This is a genomic window from Spirosoma endbachense, from assembly GCF_010233585.1.
GTDB lineage: Bacteria > Bacteroidota > Bacteroidia > Cytophagales > Spirosomataceae > Spirosoma > Spirosoma endbachense.
Genome location: NZ_CP045997.1, coordinates 9,096,252 through 9,120,056, shown reverse-complemented (window position 1 = coordinate 9,120,056; position 23,805 = coordinate 9,096,252). Strand labels below are relative to the sequence as shown.

19 protein-coding genes are annotated in these 23,805 nt (G+C 48.3%); 11 read left to right on the top strand and 8 right to left on the bottom strand.

Translation table 11 applies throughout. The features are described from left to right. Positions 1–99 precede the first annotated feature (99 nt). Complete coding sequence (locus tag GJR95_RS36660; RefSeq protein ID WP_162390582.1) at positions 100–561, bottom strand: hypothetical protein; 462 nt, start codon at positions 559–561, stop codon at positions 100–102. 233 nt (positions 562–794) lie between these two features. Between GJR95_RS36660 and GJR95_RS36655 the strand changes: the two genes are divergently transcribed. Then, a complete protein-coding gene (locus tag GJR95_RS36655) occupies positions 795–1,580 on the top strand; it encodes a hypothetical protein (protein WP_162390581.1) in 786 nt (261 codons plus the stop codon). A gap of 369 nt (positions 1,581–1,949) precedes the next feature. Next, positions 1,950–2,867, top strand: coding sequence for a Ca2+-dependent phosphoinositide-specific phospholipase C (locus GJR95_RS36650; protein ID WP_162390580.1), 918 nt, complete (start codon positions 1,950–1,952; stop codon positions 2,865–2,867). 124 nt (positions 2,868–2,991) lie between these two features. Here GJR95_RS36650 and GJR95_RS36645 read toward each other — a convergent pair whose 3' ends face one another. Then, positions 2,992–3,627 (bottom strand): deoxynucleoside kinase, encoded by a 636-nt coding sequence (locus GJR95_RS36645; protein WP_162390579.1) that lies wholly within the window; start codon positions 3,625–3,627, stop codon positions 2,992–2,994. 259 nt (positions 3,628–3,886) lie between these two features. Between GJR95_RS36645 and trhO the strand changes: the two genes are divergently transcribed. Next, positions 3,887–4,867 (top strand): oxygen-dependent tRNA uridine(34) hydroxylase TrhO, encoded by a 981-nt coding sequence (gene trhO, locus GJR95_RS36640; RefSeq protein ID WP_162390578.1) that lies wholly within the window; start codon positions 3,887–3,889, stop codon positions 4,865–4,867. Between the two features lie 243 nt (positions 4,868–5,110). Here trhO and GJR95_RS36635 read toward each other — a convergent pair whose 3' ends face one another. Beyond that, positions 5,111–6,067 (bottom strand): glycosyltransferase family 2 protein, encoded by a 957-nt coding sequence (locus GJR95_RS36635; RefSeq protein ID WP_317167026.1) that lies wholly within the window; start codon positions 6,065–6,067, stop codon positions 5,111–5,113. After that, positions 6,057–6,608: a GNAT family N-acetyltransferase gene (locus GJR95_RS36630; protein WP_162390577.1), complete on the bottom strand. Its 552-nt coding sequence runs from the start codon at positions 6,606–6,608 to the stop codon at positions 6,057–6,059. The genes GJR95_RS36635 and GJR95_RS36630 overlap by 11 nt, the downstream gene beginning before the upstream one ends. A 127-nt stretch (positions 6,609–6,735) precedes the next feature. Between GJR95_RS36630 and surE the strand changes: the two genes are divergently transcribed. Both surE and GJR95_RS36620 read left to right on the top strand, forming a co-directional pair. Continuing rightward, positions 6,736–7,512 (top strand): 5'/3'-nucleotidase SurE, encoded by a 777-nt coding sequence (gene surE, locus GJR95_RS36625; protein WP_162390576.1) that lies wholly within the window; start codon positions 6,736–6,738, stop codon positions 7,510–7,512. A gap of 105 nt (positions 7,513–7,617) precedes the next feature. After that, the gene (locus GJR95_RS36620; protein WP_162390575.1) at positions 7,618–9,162 is read left to right on the top strand and encodes a GH3 family domain-containing protein; all 1,545 of its coding nucleotides are present in this window, start codon (positions 7,618–7,620) and stop codon (positions 9,160–9,162) included. Positions 9,163–9,216: 54 nt separating this feature from the next. Here the strand turns inward: GJR95_RS36620 and GJR95_RS36615 are convergent, their stop codons facing one another. Both GJR95_RS36615 and GJR95_RS36610 read right to left on the bottom strand, forming a co-directional pair. After that, the gene (locus tag GJR95_RS36615) at positions 9,217–9,855 is read right to left on the bottom strand and encodes a LysE family translocator (RefSeq protein WP_162390574.1); all 639 of its coding nucleotides are present in this window, start codon (positions 9,853–9,855) and stop codon (positions 9,217–9,219) included. A gap of 108 nt (positions 9,856–9,963) precedes the next feature. Continuing rightward, positions 9,964–10,512, bottom strand: coding sequence for an NUDIX domain-containing protein (locus tag GJR95_RS36610; protein WP_162390573.1), 549 nt, complete (start codon positions 10,510–10,512; stop codon positions 9,964–9,966). Positions 10,513–10,584: 72 nt separating this feature from the next. On the opposite strand from GJR95_RS36610, the gene GJR95_RS36605 reads away from it, so the two are divergent. The 6 genes from GJR95_RS36605 to GJR95_RS36580 all read left to right on the top strand — a co-directional run bounded on the left by GJR95_RS36605 (position 10,585) and on the right by GJR95_RS36580 (position 22,260). Then, positions 10,585–11,592, top strand: a complete 1,008-nt coding sequence (locus GJR95_RS36605) for a cation diffusion facilitator family transporter (protein ID WP_162390572.1) — start codon at positions 10,585–10,587, stop codon at positions 11,590–11,592. Between the two features lie 37 nt (positions 11,593–11,629). Continuing rightward, positions 11,630–12,376, top strand: coding sequence for an SIMPL domain-containing protein (locus tag GJR95_RS36600; protein WP_162390571.1), 747 nt, complete (start codon positions 11,630–11,632; stop codon positions 12,374–12,376). A 1,119-nt stretch (positions 12,377–13,495) separates the two neighbouring features. Further along, positions 13,496–14,896, top strand: a complete 1,401-nt coding sequence (locus GJR95_RS36595) for an apiosidase-like domain-containing protein (protein ID WP_162390570.1) — start codon at positions 13,496–13,498, stop codon at positions 14,894–14,896. Positions 14,897–15,479: 583 nt separating this feature from the next. Beyond that, positions 15,480–18,524, top strand: a complete 3,045-nt coding sequence (locus tag GJR95_RS36590; protein WP_162390569.1) for a SusC/RagA family TonB-linked outer membrane protein — start codon at positions 15,480–15,482, stop codon at positions 18,522–18,524. An 11-nt stretch (positions 18,525–18,535) separates the two neighbouring features. After that, positions 18,536–19,885 carry a RagB/SusD family nutrient uptake outer membrane protein gene (locus GJR95_RS36585; RefSeq protein WP_162390568.1) on the top strand — a complete coding sequence of 450 codons (1,350 nt, stop codon included), beginning with the start codon at positions 18,536–18,538 and terminating at the stop codon, positions 19,883–19,885. A gap of 77 nt (positions 19,886–19,962) precedes the next feature. Continuing rightward, complete coding sequence (locus GJR95_RS36580; RefSeq protein WP_162390567.1) at positions 19,963–22,260, top strand: sensor histidine kinase; 2,298 nt, start codon at positions 19,963–19,965, stop codon at positions 22,258–22,260. Between the two features lie 223 nt (positions 22,261–22,483). Here the strand turns inward: GJR95_RS36580 and GJR95_RS36575 are convergent, their stop codons facing one another. Continuing rightward, on the bottom strand, positions 22,484–22,927 hold the full coding sequence (locus tag GJR95_RS36575) for a DMT family transporter (RefSeq protein ID WP_162390566.1): 444 nt from the start codon (positions 22,925–22,927) through the stop codon (positions 22,484–22,486). Further along, positions 22,927–23,769: an SDR family oxidoreductase gene (locus GJR95_RS36570; RefSeq protein ID WP_162390565.1), complete on the bottom strand. Its 843-nt coding sequence runs from the start codon at positions 23,767–23,769 to the stop codon at positions 22,927–22,929. Before GJR95_RS36570 ends, GJR95_RS36575 begins: the two co-directional genes overlap by 1 nt. Between the last annotated feature and the right edge of the window lie 36 nt (positions 23,770–23,805).

Genomic DNA, 23,805 nt, shown 5'->3' with positions numbered 1-23,805 from the left:
GAGGAGCCATGAATCAATCAACTCCGTCGTTTAATCACGCCCCTTCGCTCGGGTTTCTACCGAATAACTGCCTTTTGTCTGGCTTCATTCTGAAGCAACCTAGCCGCAGTTTTCGTCAGCAGGGCCGATGAACAATGGACTTTCGGGGTCACAATAAGGCGGACAACCGTGCGAGAAATCAAATACGTTATAGGTCTCCTCTATTGCCTCATTACCGGTATTGATAACCATCGGACCTACTAAATCCACAATCATGTCGGGGTCGGATCCTGTCGGATCGATGTCTTTCTGATGCGCTGCCGATACCAGCAAGAGACAGGGGCGCAGTCGTCCTTCCTTTAGATCTTCTTTACGGCCTATGTACATGCGAATAAATTCGGTATCATCCTGTTTTAGCAGCTCCACAAAGTCGGCCCGACGAACCACAAACGCCCGCATTTCGGTCGGACTGAGCTGTTTACCCTCCGGATTGGCATCAATCCAGTTGGAAATCCAGGATTGGGCGGTTTCGAGAGGGACAGAAAAAGGCACCCATTCATCTTGTTTTGATTCGGTAGTCATTTAAGCTGTAGAGTTAACTGATTTGAGTTAAGCGCAAAACAATGCAATTGGGGAAGACCACACATCCGTAAAACTACCCGTTTTCATAAAACAGGCAGAAAAGCCTGGCTGCTGCCCAGTGAACTACCTGTTTAGGCGATCGGGTGGTTTTGCTTATTTACAGATTTGGCAAATCATACACTTTTGCATCGACAATTTCTCCTTTTTTAATCCATTTCTAAACAAATAACCCCATGGTTCTCGAAGCAGTAACATTCAATCCTACAGTAACGCTACCCGATGAGGCTGGCGATCAAGGTCCTATCCAGTACTATCTTGTCTGGGCTTCTATTCCGGCCAATGATGACAAAGGCATCGTCATCGACAATGTGCTGGAAGGTGACGAAATCGAGGTGTATAACACCGCTGGCATTGCCTCTTTCGACAAAGTGAGTATGGAACCCATTAAGGGGATCGTGGGCATTATCAATGTCGTAGCGGGTGGCGCCGTGGTGCTGGCCGAACCTGAAATGGCCCCACTGGTCGCTGGTTTTACGGCTGGGGTTGAGGCCATTATCGATGCCATTCCTGATGAGTTAGGAACGGCCCGTCGGACTGCCTACGGCCTGGACCCCGGCACCGGAGACTATGCAAAAAACGAAGGTGGCCTGATTGTTTGCATGCCCGAATCGAGCGGAGCTATCTACGCTACCGATGATTATCACCTGACGGGTGACACAAAAAATGAGGGCAGACTCTACAAATATTACAGCGACGATACCAAGAACGTGAATGCGTTTTTCCCATGCCCCGTGGTGAATGACACGAATGACCCCACTAGCCCAAACAACGGCCGGATGAGTGCAACCTCGGGTAAACCTGGTCGGGGAGCTATTAACATTCTGGCTTTCGATGAGCGATTCGACGATAATGCCGGGTATTACAACGTGGGTATCATAATCACTCGTCATAGCAATATCGATCAGGATGTTCAGCTTAAGGAGCAACTACTTGAAGCCGTTCCGAATACGATCTTCTAAATGAGGTCGGCATAGGCAGCCCTGTTTTCAGGGAAATTATTTCTTTCCCCTACTCGGATCGAATCATTTTGCTTTGATAACCTGGCAGCATCGCTGTTACCTGTAGTGGTGCTGCCAACCTGTTTAACCTGGCCACATTCATGATTATGACATCTGTTGTTCGAAAAGCGACAAGCCTGTCAGCCCGTCGGAATGGCCTTTTCTATGCGGCATTCCGCTTTTACCACCCAGTTATTGTCAATCTTACTTATGAGAAAGTTATCGCTTATAACCATTCTGGCCACGTTATTTTTAGTTGTCATGATGCTGCTAAATGCCATTCAGGCATACTTTCTTTTTCCGTAGTTACCTTCTTCTTTTTTACTTTTTATGAGTAACTATCAGAACCTCCCCTATCAATCAGTAACTTTCAAAGGATCGCATAACTCCTACGATCGCGATGAGTCGCTGTATGATCAACTGGTTTTTCATCCCGACAAACCCTATAACTGTGGGTGTCGCGGTGTTGAGCTCGATATCTGGCGGCACTCCGACGATCCAGGAACGGGCTTGTTCACGGTTAGCCATTCGGGAGGTGGTGGGCCAGACCTGTCTACGTACCTGGCCTCTCTACTAAGCTGGCACGATACAAATCCGGACCACGATCCGGTTTGGGTAACACTCGACATTAAAAGCTCCAACGGCGACAAAACCACATTTCCCGGTCAGATTGATGGATACCTGACCAGCTATTTCCGGACAAGTTTGATTTTTAACCCCATTTTACTCTATACCAGTAAATCCAGATCGCTTTGCGAAAATGTTGAATTGACGGGCTGGCCCACCCTGGGCGATATGCGGAACCGGTTTATTTTCTGCCTGAGCGGAAATGAAGACTGGAAATCATATTACGCCAATACAAACCAGCAGGGATGTCTGTGCTTTGCCGATATGGATCGCCCCGACGATGAATCCAATCCTGATGTACCAACAACCGGCTCGCGGGTTGTCATCAACATGCACATTTACTCGGACGATCACGATAAATGGGCCCAAAGCATTCCGGCCTATGCAGCCAAAAACCTGCTGGTTCGGGTCTATATCGCCAATGGTGAGGACCTCTGGAACAATGCTCAGGCAGCTGGTGCTTCGCTGATTGCCACCGATAAGGTGAGTAATTACAGTTGGGCCGAAGTCAGTAACGATGCTCCTTTCGCCCAGCGAAACAGCTACCAGGTGGTCAGCCAGCGCCAGGTCACTGAAGCATCCCAGCAACTGATCCGGCTCTTGTCTAAAGACACCGAATAACGAGAAGCGGTTTCACACCTGATTGTCTAACAAAAACGGGGGCACCTGGTTCATCTGGGTGCCCCTCTTTTTGTTGGTATATATCGGAGTCGTTTGGAATAGTCCGTGGATTTAATTCAAAGAATCACGGACGGACTGTCGTGCGCAGTAACCAATGATCAATTCGATGGACGATTTCGGCAAAATCGGCTGGTTCCTCCATATAATCCAGCTGGTTAACATCAACGATCAATAAATCTCCAATTTGATACGATGCTACAAACTCCTCATAGAGCTGATTCAGACTTGCCAGATAGTCATCACTGATAGCCTTTTCGAAAGCCCGGCCTCGTTTCTGTATCTGTTTGCGGAGTTTAGGTAAATCGGCCCGTAGGTAAATCATCAGATCGGGTGGACGAACCATACTCATCATGTTTTCAAACAGGTTCCGATACGTCTGGTAGTCGCGCTCGCTCATGGTGCCCAGCTTGTATAAATTACGAGCGAAGATGGCAGCATCCTCGTAAATAGTTCGGTCCTGAATAATTGACGTATGACCCTGTTCGGCAACCGTTAGCACCCGTCGCATCTGCGCAAAGCGGCTATTGAGAAAATAGATCTGAAGGTTAAAAGCCCAGCGCGGCATATCTTCGTAAAAATCGGCCAGATACGGATTGCCCTCGACTGCTTCGTATAGAACCTCCCAGCCGTAATGACTGGCCAATAGCCCGGCGAGGGTTGTTTTGCCAGCTCCGATATTTCCGGTTATCGCAATGTGCATAAAAGGCTGATAGTTTAGAGCACGAATGGCATTTCTGAAATGAGAAATCAAGAACAATAGCGCAGGTACAGGCAGGCCCGATTTTATTGGTTTCTTTCCCTGTTCATCCTGACTCTCCTCCTCTTACGCCTTCTAATGGAACGAACTTAACCAAAATGGGTTTATTTTTGCAGAAAATTTCTGAGTCAGCGAACAGGGCCGAATCGTTGTAAATTCATTGATTCGCTCCGCTTCGGCAGTCCGATTTCTCTTATTGATCATGAAACCATATCGCGTTCTTTTATACTATATCTATTCACCCATCCAAAATCCGGTACAATATCGCGAGGAGCATCATTTGCTGTGCCTTCAGTTGAACCTGCTTGGGCGTGTGATTGTGGCTCCGGAAGGGCTGAATGGTACAGTATCGGGATTAGCCGCTGATTGCGAGGCCTATATGGCCGCTCTGCACGCCGATCCGCGCTTTTCGGGTATTGAGTTTAAGATCGATGAAGCCGATGGGCATACCTTTCAGAAACTGCACGTTCGGGTCAAGAATGAGATCGTTCATTCCGAACTCCCCGTCGATCCGATTCGGCAGACCGGTATTCACCTGGAGCCGGATGAATTTAAAAAGTTAAAAAATGACCCCGATGTCGTGCTGATCGATATGCGCTCCAATTACGAACATGCGGTCGGCAAGTTCAAGGGGGCTGTTACGTTCGACATGGAAAATCTGCGCGAATTGCCGGATCATATTCAGGAAATTGAACACCTGAAAGGCTCGAACAAGAAAATCATTACCTATTGCACGGGTGGCATCAAGTGCGAAAAAGCGTCGGCCTATCTTCTGTCACAAGGTTTTGACAATGTTTACCAGCTTCATGGCGGCATTATCAAATACGGTATGGAAGCGGGGGGCGAGGATTTCGATGGTCAGTGTTATGTTTTCGACAACCGCGTCACGGTGCCCGTAAACCAGGTCAACCCGGCCATCGTATCGACCTGTTTCCGGTGCGGCACCGCAACAAGCCGGATGATTAACTGCGCCAGTCCATCCTGCAACAACCACATTACCCTCTGCGAAAACTGCGGAGACGAACACGGTGGCACCTGTACTGACGACTGCAAAAAAGATCCTAATTTACGGGCATACGACGGTACTGGCTATTACGGGAAGCAAACCCAAAGCTATTCGCCGATGCAGGGCTACGTAAGTCGGCGGGGGCAACGGGTTGAGGTGTCTATTCAGGCTGACTAACTACGGAGCCGCTTTTATTTAGATCAATGATCCTGTTAAGACTGGATACGACGAACCATTGGTAGCCAGAAAGATCCAACCGTCAAGATTTAACCTAGACTCTTACCCGACCACAACGACTGGTTCTGTGTCAGGATCGTATTGTCAGCGTCGTCTGTTGTCATAAACGAGTGGTTATCTAACTTCCCTGAGCAGCACGAAATTTTATAACGCCTTCAAGAAAGGACTGGGAAACCGCAACGCTTATTCGGCACAGATCTTCCCCTGAATCACTTCCCGAATTCGATACGTCGGTTTATGGCCAGCCTCAAAGTAGGTCCGCATCTGCGTCTCGGCAATAAAGCCAAAGGCCAGTAAATTGAGTCCACCCAGCAGCAGTACGGCAATCAGTATGAGCCACCCGGCCAGATTGCTTATCTCACCAATCAGTTTCTGCACCAGCAAAAACAGGCTTACTCCTACCCCTAATAGAAGAGAAAGGGCAGCTACTGGCCCAAACAGACGCATCGGCCGACGGAAATAACGCTGTAAAAACAGCACAACCAGTAAGTCATTCAACACGGGCCCGATTCGACCCAATCCGTATTTAGAAACGCCATGAATCCGTGGATGATGCCGTACATCTATTTGTGTCATTCGGCTTCCCTGCATTGCCGCCAGTACGGGTATGAAGCGGTGCAGTTCGCCATAAAGACCTAATTTCTGCGCTACTTCGCGCCGGAAAATTTTGAGCGTACAGCCATAATCCTGCAGGTAAACGCCCGTCATCCGGCGAATCAACGCATTGGCAATGCGGCTGGGTATTTTACGAAGCAGGAATCCATCCTGGCGATTGGCCCGATTACCGGCTACTACATCCCAATTTTCTGTCTGCGCCAGTTTAAGCATACCCGGAATATCGGCCGGATCATTTTGCAGATCACCGTCCAGCGTCACGACATATTCGCCCGTTGCGGCTTCGATACCAGCGGCCAGGGCGGTGGTTTGTCCATAATTCCGGGCCAGTACGATCAATTTCGTTCGATTATCAGCAAACTGCCGAACAATCGTTACGGTAGCATCTCTGGAGCCATCATCGACCAGAATCAATTCGTAGCGTAGTGTCGAGAGTGCTTCACGGATGCGTTCCAGCAACGGTCGAACATTATCGGCTTCGTTGTAAAGCGGCACAACAACCGAAACCAGTGTATCAGACATCATTTGAAACGAGGTTACTGGCCGACTGTATGCCCAAAGGTTTGCTCATTACATAATCATTCATCCAATAGGGCCCAATAGCAATATCCTCCTCATACAATACCCGAAATCCCTGTTTTTCGTAGAACGTTCGGGCCTTGTTATACCGATTTACGTTCAGCAGAAGCTCTTCTCCGCCTAACGACTGGCATCGGGTTTCAACCTCCGTCATCAGCGTTTTTCCAAAACCACTCCCCTGCTGAGCGGGTAAAACATAAATTTTATGCAGTTTGAATATCTTATTATCTGGTCCATAAGGCGCAAAAGCGGCAAATCCTTTCAATTCTGTCGGTTGCTGATCGCTCTCGGTTTCGAGCAACACAAACGTATGACCAAGCGTAGTCATCTGTTCCAGAAGCGCTTCAGGTGCATATATTGTCATAAACATATACTCGATTTGCTCCGATGATAAAATAGGTCGGTAGGTCGGTTCCCAGATTTGCTCTTGCAGCCGGATAATAGCCGGAATGTCGGCGGAAGTAGCAGTACGAAGTTTAAACGGCACGTTCAGTCGTATTTACGTAGTTTTGCAACAAATATAGTAAGTCAGCCAATAGGCATCCGTTGCAGGCAACGAGTATCCTGCTTCAACAATCATTTATTGACTGACGACTGATGACTATTGACTTTTTATGGCCGAGCAAAAGCCCCTGATTTTAATAACGAACGACGATGGCATCACATCCCATGGCATTCGGACACTCGTTGAATTGATGAAACAAGTAGGTTCGGTGGTCGTGGTTGCCCCGAACAGCCCTCAGTCGGGGATGGGGCATGCCATCACGATTTCTAATCCGATTCGGCTTTACCCTTCCGATATCTTTGGCGATGTTCCGGCCTATGAATGTTCGGGCACTCCGGCCGACTGCGTTAAGCTGGCCAAACATCATGTTCTGAAAGACCGCTCGCCCGATCTGGTTGTCAGTGGTATCAATCATGGCAGTAATTCATCGATCAGTATTCTGTATTCAGGCACGATGTCGGCGGCCATTGAAGCGGCTATCGAAGGGATACCGGCCATTGGCTTCTCGCTGGGCGACTTTACGAGCAAGGCTGATTTTTCGCATGCACATGAGCATATCCTGAGCATTGTCCGTATGGTGCTGGAACGTGGCCTTCAGCGCGGAACAGCACTGAATGTCAATTTCCCGGCCAAAGCCGCTGAACCCTTGAAAGGCATTCGGATCTGTCGCCAGGCCAATGCGAAATGGCAGGAAGTGTTCGATGAACGGCGCGACCCACACGGTCGACGGTATTTCTGGCTGGCGGGGGATTTCGTTAATTTCGACGCTCATGCCGAAGATACTGACGAATATGCTCTTTCTCAGAACTATACGTCTGTTGTACCCTGTCATTATGACCTGACATCATATGGCATGTTGGATGAACTAAAAAACTGGAACCTTTAATTGCTTTCAGTTTTCGTTTATAGTTGGCTGAACAAGGGTATGACATCAACAGCCTTTGCGTTTGCCACTGAACTTTAAACGGAAAACGGAAAACGGACAATCATTATGGCTCTACTAGGCAGTATGCTCAAAAACGGTATTCGGTTAACGAATGCCGTCAGGCTGCGAAAAATGACCGCGTTTAAGCAGCAACGCAAAGCCTTTCGCAAACTCATCAGCAAAGCACGGTTTACGGAGTTTGGCACAACCTACCACTTCGAAGAGCTGCTCAGTTCGACTGAGTTTGGAACACCACGGGAGTTTTACGAAAAATTCAAACAGACCGTTCCCATTCATGATTACAACTCCATGTTCGACGGCTGGTGGAAACGTTCACTGGCGGGCGAAAAAGACATAGCCTGGCCAGGGCGCGTCAAATATTTTGCGCTCAGTTCCGGCACATCAGAAGCAGCATCGAAATACATTCCTGTGACCAAATCGATGTCTAAAGCCATTCAGCGTTCCAGTATCCGCCAGATTCTGACGCTTGGCCGCTATCAGAACCTTCCCTCAACGCTTTACGAAAAAGGTTATCTGATGCTGGGCGGCAGTACAAATCTGAACGCACGCGAAGGGCACTTCGAAGGCGATTTGAGCGGTATTACAGCCAGCCAGATCCCGTTCTGGTTTCAACGGTTCTACAAACCCGGCCGGGAGATTGCGCAGGAACGGGATTGGGCGCTTAAACTGGATGAAATAACTGAGCAGGCAGGTAGTTGGGATATCGGCTATATCGTTGGTGTTCCGGCCTGGATTCAGTTGCTGATGGAGAAGATCATCGCCCGCTATAATGCCAAAACCATTCATGATGTCTGGCCGAATCTAATGGTTTTCTGCCACGGCGGGGTTTCGTTCGAACCGTATCGGAAAGGCTTTGAGAAACTGCTGGCCCACCCGATCACCTACATAGAAACCTATCTGGCCTCTGAAGGATTCATCGCCTATCAAACTCATCCCAATGCCGAAGGCATGCAGTTAGTGCTCAACAATGGGTTGTTTTTTGAATTCATTCCGTTCAATGAGCAGAACTTCACGTCCGACGGCGAACTGGTTGCGAATCCCCAAACGCTGATGATCGATGAAGTGGACGAAGGCAAAGAATACGCTTTGTTGATTTCTACCTGTTCGGGAGCCTGGCGTTATTTAATTGGTGATACAATCCGGTTTGTCAGTAAAAAGCGGTCAGAAATTGTCATTACGGGCCGTACAAAGCACTTCCTGAGTTTGTGTGGCGAACATTTATCTGTCGACAATATGAATAAAGCCATTGAGCTGGTTTCGCAGGAAATGGGCATTTCCATTCGGGAATTTACCGTTGCGGGCGTCTCTCACGACACTTTGTTTGCTCATCACTGGTACGTGGGTACTGATGATAGCGTAGATGCCAGCGACCTCCGCGACCGAATCGACGCGAAGCTAAAGGAACTTAACGATGATTACGCCGTTGAGCGTCGGCACGCCCTAAAAGAAATAACCGTTACGGTATTACCCGCTAAAACCTTTTATAGCTGGATGGCATCAAGAGGAAAAATGGGCGGTCAGAACAAGTTTCCGCGCGTTCTGAAAAAGAACCTGATTGGTGAGTGGGAAAGTTTTCTGAAGAACGTCTAACATAGGCCAGGAACTGTTATTTCGTGACAGTGCCTTTCTCAATCATCCCGTTTCCTACCAGTTCATCGCTTTCGATAACGGCTCAAGCAGCCGATTATAGGCAATATTTGCAGCTCCAATGAGAAAGACTACACCCGTAGTACGGTTGAAAATCAATACGACTCGAGGGGTAAAAAGCCGCTTAAGTCGGTTAGCATAATAGGCCAGTGCTGATTCGGTCACAAAAACGCCCACTAGAGCGGCAATCATGAATCCATATTGCTGAGCCATGGTGTAATGCAGGTGTGAACGAATGTAGGCCACAATGGCTACCCACGATACAAAGTTGACCGGATTGAGCGCATTCAGGAAAAAACCCGTAGTAAAATAGTAAACAAAATTGCCAAAGCGGGTTTTTGGATACGCCAGCCGGGGTGTTCCTTTAAAAATATTGACCAGACCCATGGCTGTTAGGAATAAAACCCCGACAATGGCCATCAGATTTTCAAAGCCCTGAACTTTGGGGATAAATGCCGTACCAAGTAGTGCAGCCAGTACGAAGAGTGTATCGCCCGTGATAACCCCGAAAACTATTTTTAGCCCCGACCGAAATCCATTGTCAACACTATTTTGAATCAGGGCAAAAAACACTGTTCCAAAGGTCAAACAAAGCGCAACGCCGACTAAAAAACCAAAAAGAATAGGTAAAAACACAAGCAAGGTCTGGTTTATGGTGTATTATTTATGGTTTATGGATTTTCGGCTAAAGGTGCTGATTTCACCACAAACTATAAACCGTAAACTATAAACCATAACTGGTGTTTAGATTCCTCTCAATCGGGCTACAATTAACAGGCCACTGACACTGAGCGAATCGGTAATTCGACTCGTCACTGCCATATCTACAGCCTCGGCCAAAGGCAGTTTCCAGACACGCAGTTCTTCGGTCTCTTCAGGCTCATGATTGCCCTGAACCAGATCTTCTGCTATATAGAGAAAACCCTCTTCATCGGTCGCCGAATTAGACGTATGGATTCGGGCAATTTTGGTCCACTGACGGGCTTCGAGCCCCGTTTCTTCGCGAAGCTCCCGCTTGGCCGATTCGAGTGGATCGGTACCCAATGGTGATCCACCTTCCGGAATCTCCCATGAGTACTCGTTTAGTGGATACCGATACTGGCCAACCAGATATGTATTTCCATCGGCATCGATTGGAATAACGCCTACTGCTTTATTTTTAAAACTAACTACCCCATAAATACCAGGTGTGCCAGCGGGGGTTATGACGTCTTCGTGTCTGATCGACAGCCATGGATTTTCGTATTTAACCGACGATTCCAGCGTCTGCCAGGGGTTTTCTGTCTCGTTCATGCACACGAAAGTACGAACAATACAGCTACGAATATTACCTTTGTGGTTTCTAACAACATTCCGTAACACTTGATGAGCGCCACTCAACGTACTAAATACCGCTGGATGAGCGTCTCACTGGGACTAAGCATTGTCCTGCTGATTCTTAAATTCACGGCTTATTTTTTGACCTATTCGACTGCTATTCTCAGCGATGCGGTCGAATCAATCGTCAATGTTTTAGCCAGCGGGTTCGCTTTTTATAGCATTTATCTGGCGGGACAACCCCGCGATCAGAACCACCCGTATGGTCATGGGAAAATAGAATTTTTGTCTTCGGGCTTCGAGGGCGCAATGATTCTGTCGGCTGGTCTGGTCATAATCTGGCAGTCAATTCTTAGTTTTTACGAGCCTAAAGTCCTCACAAATCTCGATCTGGGCTTCGCTCTAATCGGCTTAACGGCCATTGCCAATGCATTTGTGGGCTGGATGCTTATTCGGTCGGGGAAACAAACCGACTCACTAGCTCTAACCGCCGATGGTCGCCATTTACTGACGGATACATTCAGTAGTATTGCCGTTATGGTCGGTGTAGCACTGGTTGTTCTGACGGGTAAACACTGGATCGACAGCGCCCTTTCGCTGCTCCTGTCGTTCGTTATTATTTACAACGGTTTTCAGCTTATCCGTTTGTCGGTGGCTCGTCTGATGGATGAAACCGACGCGCCTACACTCGACCGCGTCGTGACCCTATTAAACGACAATAAAGACTCGAACTGGATTGATGTCCATAACCTGAGGGTGCAGAAATACGGAGCCGATCTGCATATTGACTGCCACCTCACATTACCCTATTATTGGGAATTGAATCAGGTACACGATGAAGTACATCATTTCGAAAATACGCTTAAGGATGGCTTCCTGGGCGAGGTCGAAATTTTTGTGCATACAGACCCCTGTGTTAATGAATGCTGCCATTATTGCCGGGTTGCCAATTGTCCTGTTCGGGCATTCGCCTTTGTTAACGACGTTGAATGGACTGCCGATAACCTACCACTCAATCAGAAGCACTTTGTGTCAATAGAAGTCCCCAATAGTTAACTTGTAACCGATAAATTAAGCTAAATACCCACCGACCATGTCCAGTAACTTTACTCATTGCAGGCTGACGTCAGTCCTGCTGTTTCTTGTTTTTGGCTTCTGCTCTATTTATAATTCCGGGGCACAGTCGACAGATAATCATTTAATTGTACTTGGAGAGGCCGTAGAAGAAGTGCCTGCCGATCAGGCCACTCTCACTGTCAATTTATCCTATACGGATGAAAAAGACATAACCCTGGTCTACGAACAACATAAAGGAGCCCGCGAGCGACTCGTGGCCATGTTGACTGAATTAAAAGTGCCGACCAAAGACCTGCATATTCTTCAGCTATTGGTGCGAAAGGAGCGTGACTATTCAATGGGCGGGGGTGGAATGGGGCAACCAACCGAAAAATTCAAAGGATATCAGCGAGTTTCGGTCAAATTCGATGATCTGAAGCGCTATGCCGATGTGCAACAACACCTGGCATCCAATGGATTTACAGATTTATCGACCGTTTTTTCAGTCAGTAAACAACGGGAGATTGAACTAAGGCTGTTTGATCAGGCGGTGGCCAATGCAAAAGAAAAAGCCGATCGACTGGCCAAAGCCATATCGCGTTCAATAAAGCGTATTGTCAGGATCGGTGAGGCCGAAGAAAATGAATCTGTTGGCAATATTCGCACAACAGCATTAAACCCCTACATGACTAATTATTTGGCTGACCCCATGCGACCAGTGGCAACGATACAACAAACGTTTCGCTCCGCTGCCATTGTAAAAGTTGTGTATGAACTGAATTGATCCCGTTTACATTCCAAGCTATTCTGTTGCTGCCATTCTATTTCAGGCCGGTCTACGAACTCTTTTCCTGAGTATCAGGCACTTTATGGCTATTTATTCTGAGCCTGTTTTGCGTCAGTTGGCTCTGCTTTGGGCTAAAAATTATTATTTACCCAAAAAGTTGTATTAATTCTTTTTATTTACCAATTTTGACGCACTAGCTAATTCGACAGAATAGCGCAGATATTGCTTTTTTCAATTCAGGTTGTATTCAAATACCGGTAAAAGACGCCTTCTTCTAGCGAATTGAGGGCGTTTTTTCTTTTTGGGTAAAACACCCCACACTAACCAATCTGTTTTGAATTTACTGAATGGTGCTCATCGGGGTCTAAATTGACCTATCCGACTGGTAAATTGGGCTAAAACGGTGATAAGAATTACTACATTTTTCAAAAATTTACAACAAACACTATTATTCATCATAGTTAGATAAATAGAAGAATCGCTACATTTTTATAACCTCGAAGAACATTTAAAAAAGTTTTTCCAAGTTAAAATGAACGTTTATAGTCAGTCTATTTTCACTTACCCTTCGGTAGTCTTACGCCGTGCTGATAAAGAAACTGGTTGCTCAACTATCACCTCACCGGAACAATAAGAAGTAGTCACTTCTCACACTATTGCCGACTTGACCAAATATTGTACGTATGCCAACACTTGTATATGTATTCCCCTACGTGCTGATACGAAATCGATTCGCCCACTTTCCAAAAAGGCGAATCAAGCACAGGCGATCCCTCATTAATGTGCTAGCCCTCCTACATGGTGAAAGTGTCGATTCCGCATTCCCAATGCGTAGCAGAAGCCTAAACACTTCCGCTACAATTATTTTCCGCTTAGAGTGGAAAGTTTGTCTTGAGCCGTCCTTCTCATTTTTACCACTTTTGCGACCGCCCACTTTGTCCATTTTTACTTGATGATATACAGTTGATGAACCAGTCGTTTTCTTGCCTCTGACGAATCGTCTTTTGGCTCGGGCGTTTACTTCTCTGTTGATTGAGTACTGACGGCGAAGTAGATAACGGACTGGCTATTCATTGTTGATAATTAGTAATCTAAGTCTTCTTGAAATCACTGAAAATGACACTCACGAAAACAACGATCCTCCTTCTCCTCATTCTATTTTACAAAAGCTATGCTTTGGCGCAAACCACAGCGTCATTTCCGTTACGGCTGAGCGATAACAACCGATACCTGGTGGACAGTAAGAACAAACCGTTTCTGGTCAAAGAATTCTCCGCCTGGGGATTAATCCAGGCGCTCTCGGAAAAGGATGAAGCCGCCTTCCTCGATAGCCTTAAACTGAAAGGATTTAATACCGTAATGACCTCGGTCCTTAGCAACGCCCCAACGCAAATGGGCGGCAATCCACCCTACTGGCAGGGCATCTCACCGCTGACTGTTAAATGGGACTTTTCTACTCCTGATGAACTCTACTTTGAGCATGTAGACCGTTTTTTTAAACTGGCCGAGCAAAAAGGGTTTTTCGTTATGGCCTTACCCGTTTATCTCGGCTATCGAACCGATCCTTCACAGGGTTGGTGGGATGAAATAAAAAGCAAAACCAACGATACGCTGAAGATGCATCAATACGGAAAGTTCGTCGGCAAGCGCTACAAGCGTACTAAAAATATCATGTGGGTCGCAGGAGGAGACAACAATGCCGACGGTGAATTATTCGCTTACGAAAATAACCTGATACGTGGTGTAAAATCAGAAGACCCTGAACACTTATGGTCGGGGCATTTTGATATGAACCTGGGCGTTATCTGGTCAACTGACCACCCTGTTTTGGGAACGATGATGGACATTGATGGGGAGTACGTATGGACGGAATCCATCCTGATGGAAAAAGGCCCGCAGTATAAAGCAGAACTTGCCCAATACAACAAAGGTAAGATGATCATGCAATTGGATCTAAGTTATGAACATGATAATCCCCATTATGCCGACAATGAAAATCCGCAGTGGATCAGACGAAAAATGTATGAGGGATTTTTGACCGGTTGTAAAGGTACTTCCTTCAGTTCGGGTGAAATTGGCAACTACAGTCTCTCATTCAAGAACTGGAAACCACTCATGAGCACTCAGGGTATGAAGCAAGTGGCTTCTTGTTTTAAACTCTATGAATCCAGAGCATGGGAAAAGCTCGTACCAGATCAAACGCATGATGTGATCTTATCAGGACGCGGCACCTTTGGCGAACTGGATTATATCTGCGCGGCCAAAGCATCCGACAACAGCAGCTACATTATGTACATTCCAAAGGGTAATCGGACAATTTATTTGAATATAAAGAAGATGTCGGGGAAGCCGATGAATATGCACTGGTTCAATCCCCGCACTGGCGAAGCGTTAAGAATTGGCGTAGCCGAAACCAGGGATAAGTTTGGCATTACACCCCCATCCGAAGAAGACTGGGTAATCGTATTTGATGATAATGACCTTAAGTTGCCTACACCCGGTTCGGTTATGAACTAATTGGTCTGTCCTGAAAATCCAGTCAGAATCCAGTATGAATACGAGGCCACCGTGGCACGGGCCTATTTCGCTGATATTCATATCACCCCAGCCCAATCTCGGAACTATATGACCGGCCAAGAGCCTATGAAGGATTAAAATTACCTAATTTGATAAGATCATATGTCAAGTTAAGCTCTCAAAATGAATAGCTTACGATTTGGTCATCTCAAAAATATGCCTTACTTTTCTAACTCTATACTAATGCAATTTATACAGCCGGATGGATTTGAAGTGGGTTTATCAGTTCGATTTATAAGTAAAAATACCTAATTCACTAAGGATTTTTTTAAGCTTTACTCGCAAAGGAAAGACATCTTACTTTTTCTAAAAGGCGTCTTCACCCGGCAGGTAAATAACTACCCGCTTTAAGAGTTATTGGTCATCATACTGACAGCATTTTCATCGTCGCTGATACCCTATATTGCCCCCTACAGTCCAAGCCTAAACGATTCAAAAGTACCTTTTACGGGGTTCTCTAAGTTGTTTCTGACGTAACAACTTAGGGAGCTACTTAACTCAGTCGTATTAACCCGGTCGTACCATGAGGCTTACGTTTACCATCATCATACTTATCTGTCTGTTGTCCGTCAAACTCGTTGCTCAAGGGCAGCTAATCAAAGGGAATGTAATGACTCAGGAAGACAACCAGCCCCTGGCCGGTGTCAACGTTGTCCTGAAGGGTTCAGGCAAAGGTGCCCTAACCGATGCTAATGGGCATTTTTCGCTAACTGCAAGCCCAGGCTATGATACGTTATTGGTAACCATGGTCGGTAGACGACCTAGTGCAGTTGCCATCGGAAATCGTACTACGATGACCATATACCTGGTCTTAGCTACCACGTTTCTGGACGAAGCTATTGTCATCGGCTATGGCAGTCAGGCCAGGCGTGAACTTACCGGGTCAGTATCCTCTATAACGGCCCAACAATTCAGTGACGTTCCCCTGCTTAGCCCCGACCAGGCACTGCAGGGTAGAGCAGCCGGGGTCCTGGTCACTCAGAGTTCGGGAACACCCGCCACCAGCCTCAAAGTGCGAATTCGGGGCACTAATTCACTCAACGCCACTGCGGAGCCACTCTACGTAGTGGATGGTATGCCCATTAATACGGGTGACTTTTCGGGTTTTTATCTGGGCGGGCAGTCGCTGAACGCCCTGAGTGACTTGAACCCTCAGGACATTGCCTCCATTCAAATCCTGAAAGACGCTGCGGCAGCAGCTATCTATGGTTCCCGCGCATCCAATGGCGTGGTGCTGATTACCACCAAACGAGGCAAAAGTGGGCCTACGGCTTTGGACATAAAGGCTTATGAAGGAGTTCAGAGCGTGCCTAAGCTATTGGCTATGCTCTCAGGACCAGAGCAGGAAGTTTTGTTGAACGAACAACGTACCGCCGTGGGTCTCTCGCCCCAATATCCTGATCCGGCCAATGCTACCACGACCAACTGGCAACGGGAGGTGTTCCGCACAGCCCCGATCCGGGAGTATTCCTTATCGGCCTCGGGAGGGAATCAGCAGACCCGCTTTTATCTGTCAGGTACATACTTTCGCCAGCAGGGCATTGTCCTGGGCTCCGACTTCCGGCGGGGGAGCGTACGGCTGAACCTGGATCACTGGTTCAGCCCTAAGCTACAGTTCGGCACCAGTCTGACGTTGAGCCGGGCGCTGAATAACCGCATCAACGGTGATAATTTTATCAATGGGGTTCTCGGCTCAGCTCTGTTCCTGGGTAGCCACATTCCGGTCCGCAATCCGAATGGTTCTTATGCCCTGGACCCATTGGGGTCGGCGAGTAATCCGGTTGCCGAGGGAACCGAAACCCAATTCGATTCCCGCACGAATCGGGTAGTAGGAACGGCATTTGCGGAGTATCGTTTCAGCCCGGCTCTCCAGTGGCGGACGAATATTGGGGTTGACAACCTGGTGCTAAAAGAAGATGTATTCTACCCCACCACTACCCTGAATGGCTCACGGGCTAACGGGTCAGGACGGTCAGATTACCGGCAGAATTTCAACTGGTTGCTGGAAAGCACATTGACCTATTCAACCGTCCTGCGCCAGCGCCATAGCTTTACAGCCCTGGCTGGAGCGGGTTGGCAGACTTCTGCTTTTGAAACACTAACGGCGTCGGCGACAAACTTTCCGGGCAATTCGATCTCCCGCCTGACGGCCGGTTCGGTGAAAACGGGAGCTTCCTCAGATGGTGCTACCTGGGCACTCACTTCTTTTTTCTCCCGGCTGCAATACGCCTTTCGGGAGAAGCTGCTGATCTCGGCCACTTTGCGGGCAGATGGCTCTTCGCGCTTTAATCAAGACCGGCGATACGGTGTTTTCCCGGTCGGTTCAATTGGCTGGGTTCTCTATGACGGAAAAGGGCAACCGAACGCCCTGCTTAGCTTTTTGAAAGTAAGAGCCAGTTATGGCCTGACGGGTAATGCCAACATGGGGACACTTACGAATCAAACGCCTGCGTTGGGACTATTTGGCGTTGGCAGAAGTTACCTGCAACAAACCAGCCTGGTGCCACTACAACTGGCTAATCCTGCCCTGAGCTGGGAGAAGACTCGTGAACTGAATCTGGGGGTAGATGTAGCTCTGATTGCCAATCGACTGAGCCTGTCGGCCAATTACTTTATCCGTCGAACCAACGATCTGTTACAAGCTCGGCAGCTGCCCTTAACATCCGGCTTTTCTCAAATCAACGAAAACATTGGGTCCTTACAAAATCGGGGCGTGGAGCTGGAGGTCAGCTTCGTCAATCGGCCACAAAGCCAGTGGCAGTGGCAGACCAGTTTCAATCTCTCCTTTATTCGCAATACCGTTACGAAGCTCTATGGGGGAACACCTTTCTCGGTGGGCTACGCCAACTGGGTGCAGGAGGGGCAACCCGTCGGGGCTTTTTATGGCTCTCAGGTAGCCCGTATCTTTCAGACGCAGGCAGAAATTGATGCGTTGAATCAGGCCAGCCAGGCCCTATACGGATCTACTTCCTTCTACCAGTCAGCGAATACCCGGCCGGGTGATATTCAATTTAAAGACCTCAACGGAGACGGCCGCATTACTTCGGCGGATCAAACCGTCATTGGGTCCGCTCAACCGTCTTTTTTTGGTGGGCTGGCCAACAAACTAACCTTTCGGGGACTTGACGTTTCGCTGTTTCTCCAGTTTACCTACGGAAATGACATCTACAACTACACTCGTTCAATTGGTGAAAGTATGAGCAGTCAGTATGGGCAATGGACCAGTGTCCGCAACCGCTGGACTCCCGAGCGACCCAGCACCAGCATGCCCCGAGCCGCTCAGGGCAATCCCAACAATAACACCCGCATTTCGGATCGATTCATTGAGGACGGTTCGTTTTTGCGGCTCAAGAATCTCGCTGTTGGTTACACCTTACGCATTAGTCAGCTCAGGAAAGCCAGGCTTCGCTTTTATGCCACCGCGCAGAATTTACTCACCTTTACTCACTACACCGGCTACGATCCCGAGGTAAACACCCTGACCGACCAAAGTCTGGTAGCAGGCAGCGACTTTTTTGTCATACCGCAAGCCCGTACGTTTCTGGTAGGCATTCAACTGGGCTTTTAATCAAAAAACGCATGAAAACTCATCTGATAATTCGATATATAGCACTGCTGAGCGTCTGGGTTGCTTTGGGAGCTTGTAAAACATTCCTGGATCAGCCACCGCAGTCGGCCGTATCAACTGAGGAGGCCATCGCTGATCCGGCTGGAGCCCGGGCGGCCATCATGGGCTTATACGCCAGTCTGGCCTCGGGTTACGGCCAAACCTACACGGTTTATCCCGACTTGCTGGCCGACAATCTGGCCCACAACGGCAGTTTAACTGACCTGAATGAATTCAAAAACCACGCCATCTTAGCGGCTAACGGTTCAGTTAGTGGCTTATGGCAGACTATGTATCAGGGCATTAACCAGGCCAATAACCTCCTGGATCAAGTACCCTTAATCGCAGATCCTGCTTTCGCGGACCAGAAACAGCTAATCGCCGAGGCTAAGTTTGCCCGAGCGCTCCTATACTTTCAACTGGTTCGCTACTGGGGTGACGTTCCACTAATTACCTCTCCTACCCGAACAGCCGATAATCTGCTGGTTAGCCGTGCGCCCGCAGATCAAGTGTACGCCCGCATCCAGACTGACCTGGGCGAGGCCACGCCTGACCTGCCCCAGGTGGCAGTAGGTCGGGCGACTCAGGCAGCCGCTCAGACGCTGAGCGCACGCGTAGCGTTACAACGGCAGGATTACGCTACCGCTGCCGCCTTGAGTGGAGCCATCATCCAGCGAAAACTGTTCTCACTGGTGACAGACTACCGGTTGTTGTTTGCGACCAGGAACACGGGAGAATCTATTTTGGAGCTCCAGTACAATTCGACCAGCACGAACGGATTAGCCTTTTGGTTTTTTTCGACGGCCCTGGGTGGCCGCAATGAAGTAGGGCCTCGGGGGATTGGCTCTACACTGGAAGCGGCTTACGAACCGGGTGACCGACGAAAAGACGCGTCCATTTCGCCGGGTGGTATTTTGCTGGATGGCAAGGTCATACCAGCCGGTATTGGCATCAAGTACTTCCGCATCAGTACCCAGGACGATGATGTGCCGGTGATGCGCTTCGCCGAGGTGCTATTGATCCGGGCCGAAGCCTTGGCACAACTGGGCGAATTGGCGGAAAGCTTAGCCCTGGTTAACCAAATTCGGCAACGAGCCGGACTTGGGACATTAACCATTCAGAATCAAAATGAATTACTCCGCGCTATCGAGCAGGAACGGCGGGTGGAATTAGCCATGGAGGGCCACCGCTGGTTTGACCTGATTCGAACCGGCCGTGCTCAGCAGATACTAGGCATAGTAGACCCCAACAAATTGCGGCTACCTATTCCACAGCAGGACCTGCGTTTGAACCCGAACTTAACGCAGAATGAAAGTTATTAATCAGGCGAATTCACGACTGTAAATCAGCAATTTGCCTATAACTTCAAGTTGACTACTCCGAAACAAGCTGATGTGCCATGAGCCTTTACCGTGTCGTTTTTATCGCCGTGATTGTAGTCACTGCTTTAAAACCTAACAGAGCCTGGTCTCAGGCCAAGGATCAAATTGATAGCCTGAAAGGGCGGCTGGTGCATGCGCCAGCAGACACGAACCGAACACGATTACTGCTGCAAATCGGTCAACAATACTACGATCACTATAAGGAAGGCCGAAGAAGTAGAAGTCATTCTACGTTACGTGAAATCCATTTTCTGTTGGATAGTGCCATTGGCTATGCCCAGCAGGTAGTGAGGTTGAGTATAGGAGTACATCGACTTCGTTGGAAAGCGGATGGACTCTATCTGCAAGCAAAGTGTTTTAGTTTCGGTGAACGCTATGATTCCACCAGGACTTTCGATTACTACCAGCAGACGCTGAAGGCTTATAAGCAGGTAGGCGATAAACCGAGGACAGCCAAAGTACTGCAAGATCTGGCCGACATAGTTCGAGTACACGTTGGGGTGAAAATGGCACTCCCATTCGTTATGGAGGCCTTAGCCATTCAGCAATCCTACGGTGATACTACCATTTATTACACCCTGGAGCAAATTGGGTTTCTTCATCATAAGATGGGTAACTTCCAACTAGCCCTACAAGCCTATCTACAAAGCTTACGACTGGCTGAACATAGCAAAAACCTATTATACCAATTAGATATTAATGGCAATTTGGCTGAAATGTATGAGCGATTAGGTGACGATGCTAGAGCCATTAACTATGTACATAGACTACTTCGCTTATTCGGTTTCCATGAGGATAATGAGTCTATCAACCGAATAGCAGGGTATCGCAGCAAACTGATGATTCTATACCAGGAAAACCAGCAGCTCTCTCAAGCCCGCCAACAGGCGTTAACCATTATTGAGCTGGCCCGTCACGATCCCGACCATCAAAGTGTTCCTTTAACTTACTTCCTGGCCCAAAGCTACGTTGTTTTAGGCCAGTATGAACTGGCAGAACGATTGTATAAACACTTATTGCCATTTTTCGAAAAAAGCACAAACATTGGAGGTGTGACCGATTTCAACAAGAAGCTTGGCGAGGTTTACTGGCTCACCAAACGCTATGAACTGGCCCGACATTTCTTCCAAAAAGCCCTGACGGCAAGCCAGCATGGCCGATTCCCTGATGAAGCAGTCAGCATTCATCGGGCACTCTATCAGATTGACTCCGCCCAGGGAAACCTCCGCTCCGCCCTCCAACACTTCCAACTGGCGACCGCCATCAACGACTCCCTCTTCAACCAGACCAAAAACCGTCAGTTCGAAGAACTCAGAACCCAGTACGAGACCGAACAGAAAGACAAAGACCTCCGCCTGCAAAACCAACGCATTCAGGTCCTCTCCCAGCAACAGCAACTCCAAAATCAGCAACTCCAGCAAGACCGGCTAGTGCGCAACTCGATTGGCCTGGGAGCCTTCCTACTCCTGTTGCTGCTGGGGCTAACCTACAACCGATTCCGCCTGAAAAAGCGCAGCAACCAGCAGTTGCAGCAACAACATGAACTACTTCAGGCTCAACAACACCAGCTACAGGCCCAACACCAGGAACTGCAGGCCCACCAGCAGGTGCTGCATACCCAGCAAAACCAGATCCACCACAAGAACCAGGACTTGCAGCGGCTGTTGGCCGAGAAAGAACGGCTGATGAAGGAGATCCACCACCGGGTCAAAAACAACCTCCAGGTGGTGATGAGCCTGTTGAACTCCCAGGCTAGCTATCTCTCCGATAATGCGGCCCTGTCGGCCATCCAGCAGAGCCAGCATCGGGTGCAGGCCATGGCCCTGATCCACCAGAAGCTCTACCAGGCCCAGGGCATCGCCCGTATCCCCATCGCCGAGTATATCCAGGAGGTGGTAGCTTACCTGCAGGAGTCGTATGAACTGCCCCAACCGATTGGGTTTGCGGTCCAGGTGGAGCCAATCGAGCTGGATGTCATCCAGGCGGTGCCTTTGGGGTTGATCATCAATGAGGCTATCACCAACTCCCTCAAGTATGCCTTTCCGGGTGGACGCACAGGGCGGGTTAGTTTAGGGTTTCTGCGGATAGGCGAGCACAGGTATGAGCTAACCATTCAGGATGATGGAGTGGGCTTACCCCCTGACTTTGACCCCAGCCGGAGTCAGTCGTTGGGCATGACTTTGATCCAGGGCTTCAGTGACCAATTGGGCGGGCAGTTATCGATCATCAGCCAGGGCGGTCTAACCATCCAGTTAACCTTTTCGGAGCATCAGCTTACTTCGTTCGGTTCGCATACGGATTATAGCTATCAATAATTCGCTTCAGGATGATGATTCCCAATGGTCAAAGCGGATTAAAGCTGTCTTTGTCATGGTTTTTTGACTTGTTATTGACAGAAATCAATTTGAATGGAATCCATTTCTGTCGAATTTATACCAATCAATTTAGGCCTTTCACTGAGAAGCGTGCCACGGTTCTTAGTGATCATTAGTAACCGTAATACGCTTCTCACAGTGAAAGGCTTAAACATAAGGCGACTTATTTCTTTAACAACCAAACACCAATTGCAATAAGAAGAAGGCCACCAGCCCGAGGCCAATTGAGCGGGAATGTATCGTTGCCAAACAGACCAACGTGATCAATCAATACAGCCATGAGTAATTGACCAAAAACAATTAAGCTGATGGTTAACCCAACCCCTAAACGAGGCAATAACAACGGAGTCAATAGCAAGTAGATAGCTAAAATTGCACCACCCATAAACGAATACCAGGGCGCCTTGACAACTTGCACAGGCCAGATAACCTCCCTGGTTAAAAGCACTTTTAGCCCGATCGTCAGGACTAACCCAATGCCAAAAATGATGGGAGCCGAGTTATACAAGCCACCGGTGAAACGATTCAATACGGCAGTATAAACAGGTATAAGCGGAATCAGCATACCCACGGCAATACCCGAGATGATAAAAACCAGTAAATTCATCAGGATTGGAAATCGACAGCAAATGATAGGTCTTTCCATACGGTTAGCTCAGCAGATAAGTCGCTAATTTTTTCGCTGGCTCGATTAAATGCATCGACACCCATAAACAGGTGTAGGGGAGGCTCCGGATGCTCAGCGAGTTCGATAAATAGCGCAGCGGCTTTTTCGGGATCTCCGGCTTGTTGACCATTCATGGCCAGGTAACGATCCTGCGTGTTTTTAATAGCTTTGTAGTCGTCTAACGAACTTTCGGCAAGCACGAGTGACTCTTTGGTCAGAAAGCCCGTGCGAAAGCCAGAGGGTTCGGCAACAGTCACATTAATTCCAAATTCCCTCACATCAGCGGCCAGTACTTCTGAAAAAGCGATTACTGCTGCTTTAGTAGCGGAATAGATCGACCAGCCAGGAGCGCCTGCAAAACCGGCGACGGAAGCGATATTGATGACATAGCCGGATCGCTGATGGCGCATCAGCGGCAACACGGCTTTCGTCACCTGAATCGTTGCCAGTACATTGATGGAAAAGATAGTACGAACATCCTGGTCGCTAATATCCTCAACGGATCCACTCATGCCGTACCCTGCATTATTGACAACTACATCGATCCGGCCAAAAATAGCTGTGGTTTGCTGAATCGACTGCCGGATCGAGTCTGCATTCGTCAGATCAACGGCCAATGGCAGGAAATAAGCTTCGTCCTGTATGCCAACGGCTTGTAGCAGGACATTAAGGGTGCGAGAGGTTGCGGCTACTTTGTAGCCGCTTGTCAGTAATTTTTTCACCAGACTCAATCCTAATCCCTGAGACGCTCCGGTTACGTACCAAACTTTTGTCGTGTTCATATTCGTTGCGGTTTTCGCGATGGGTTCTTTGTGCGA

What these genes read in the sequence shown, in the direction of transcription:
- GJR95_RS36590 (WP_162390569.1), top strand. Translation starts at nt 15,480, where the DNA reads ATGAGGCTTACGTTTACCATCATCATACTTATCTGTCTGTTGTCCGTC.
- GJR95_RS36595 (WP_162390570.1), top strand. Translation starts at nt 13,496, where the DNA reads ATGACACTCACGAAAACAACGATCCTCCTTCTCCTCATTCTATTTTAC.
- GJR95_RS36655 (WP_162390581.1), top strand. Translation starts at nt 795, where the DNA reads ATGGTTCTCGAAGCAGTAACATTCAATCCTACAGTAACGCTACCCGAT.
- GJR95_RS36605 (WP_162390572.1), top strand. Translation starts at nt 10,585, where the DNA reads ATGAGCGCCACTCAACGTACTAAATACCGCTGGATGAGCGTCTCACTG.
- GJR95_RS36570 (WP_162390565.1), bottom strand. Translation starts at nt 23,769, where the DNA reads ATGAACACGACAAAAGTTTGGTACGTAACCGGAGCGTCTCAGGGATTA.
- GJR95_RS36600 (WP_162390571.1), top strand. Translation starts at nt 11,630, where the DNA reads ATGTCCAGTAACTTTACTCATTGCAGGCTGACGTCAGTCCTGCTGTTT.
- GJR95_RS36660 (WP_162390582.1), bottom strand. Translation starts at nt 561, where the DNA reads ATGACTACCGAATCAAAACAAGATGAATGGGTGCCTTTTTCTGTCCCT.
- GJR95_RS36575 (WP_162390566.1), bottom strand. Translation starts at nt 22,927, where the DNA reads ATGAATTTACTGGTTTTTATCATCTCGGGTATTGCCGTGGGTATGCTG.
- GJR95_RS36645 (WP_162390579.1), bottom strand. Translation starts at nt 3,627, where the DNA reads ATGCACATTGCGATAACCGGAAATATCGGAGCTGGCAAAACAACCCTC.
- GJR95_RS36635 (WP_317167026.1), bottom strand. Translation starts at nt 6,067, where the DNA reads ATGATGTCTGATACACTGGTTTCGGTTGTTGTGCCGCTTTACAACGAA.
- trhO (WP_162390578.1), top strand. Translation starts at nt 3,887, where the DNA reads ATGAAACCATATCGCGTTCTTTTATACTATATCTATTCACCCATCCAA.
- GJR95_RS36580 (WP_162390567.1), top strand. Translation starts at nt 19,963, where the DNA reads ATGAGCCTTTACCGTGTCGTTTTTATCGCCGTGATTGTAGTCACTGCT.
- GJR95_RS36610 (WP_162390573.1), bottom strand. Translation starts at nt 10,512, where the DNA reads ATGAACGAGACAGAAAACCCCTGGCAGACGCTGGAATCGTCGGTTAAA.
- GJR95_RS36620 (WP_162390575.1), top strand. Translation starts at nt 7,618, where the DNA reads ATGGCTCTACTAGGCAGTATGCTCAAAAACGGTATTCGGTTAACGAAT.
- GJR95_RS36650 (WP_162390580.1), top strand. Translation starts at nt 1,950, where the DNA reads ATGAGTAACTATCAGAACCTCCCCTATCAATCAGTAACTTTCAAAGGA.
- GJR95_RS36585 (WP_162390568.1), top strand. Translation starts at nt 18,536, where the DNA reads ATGAAAACTCATCTGATAATTCGATATATAGCACTGCTGAGCGTCTGG.
- surE (WP_162390576.1), top strand. Translation starts at nt 6,736, where the DNA reads ATGGCCGAGCAAAAGCCCCTGATTTTAATAACGAACGACGATGGCATC.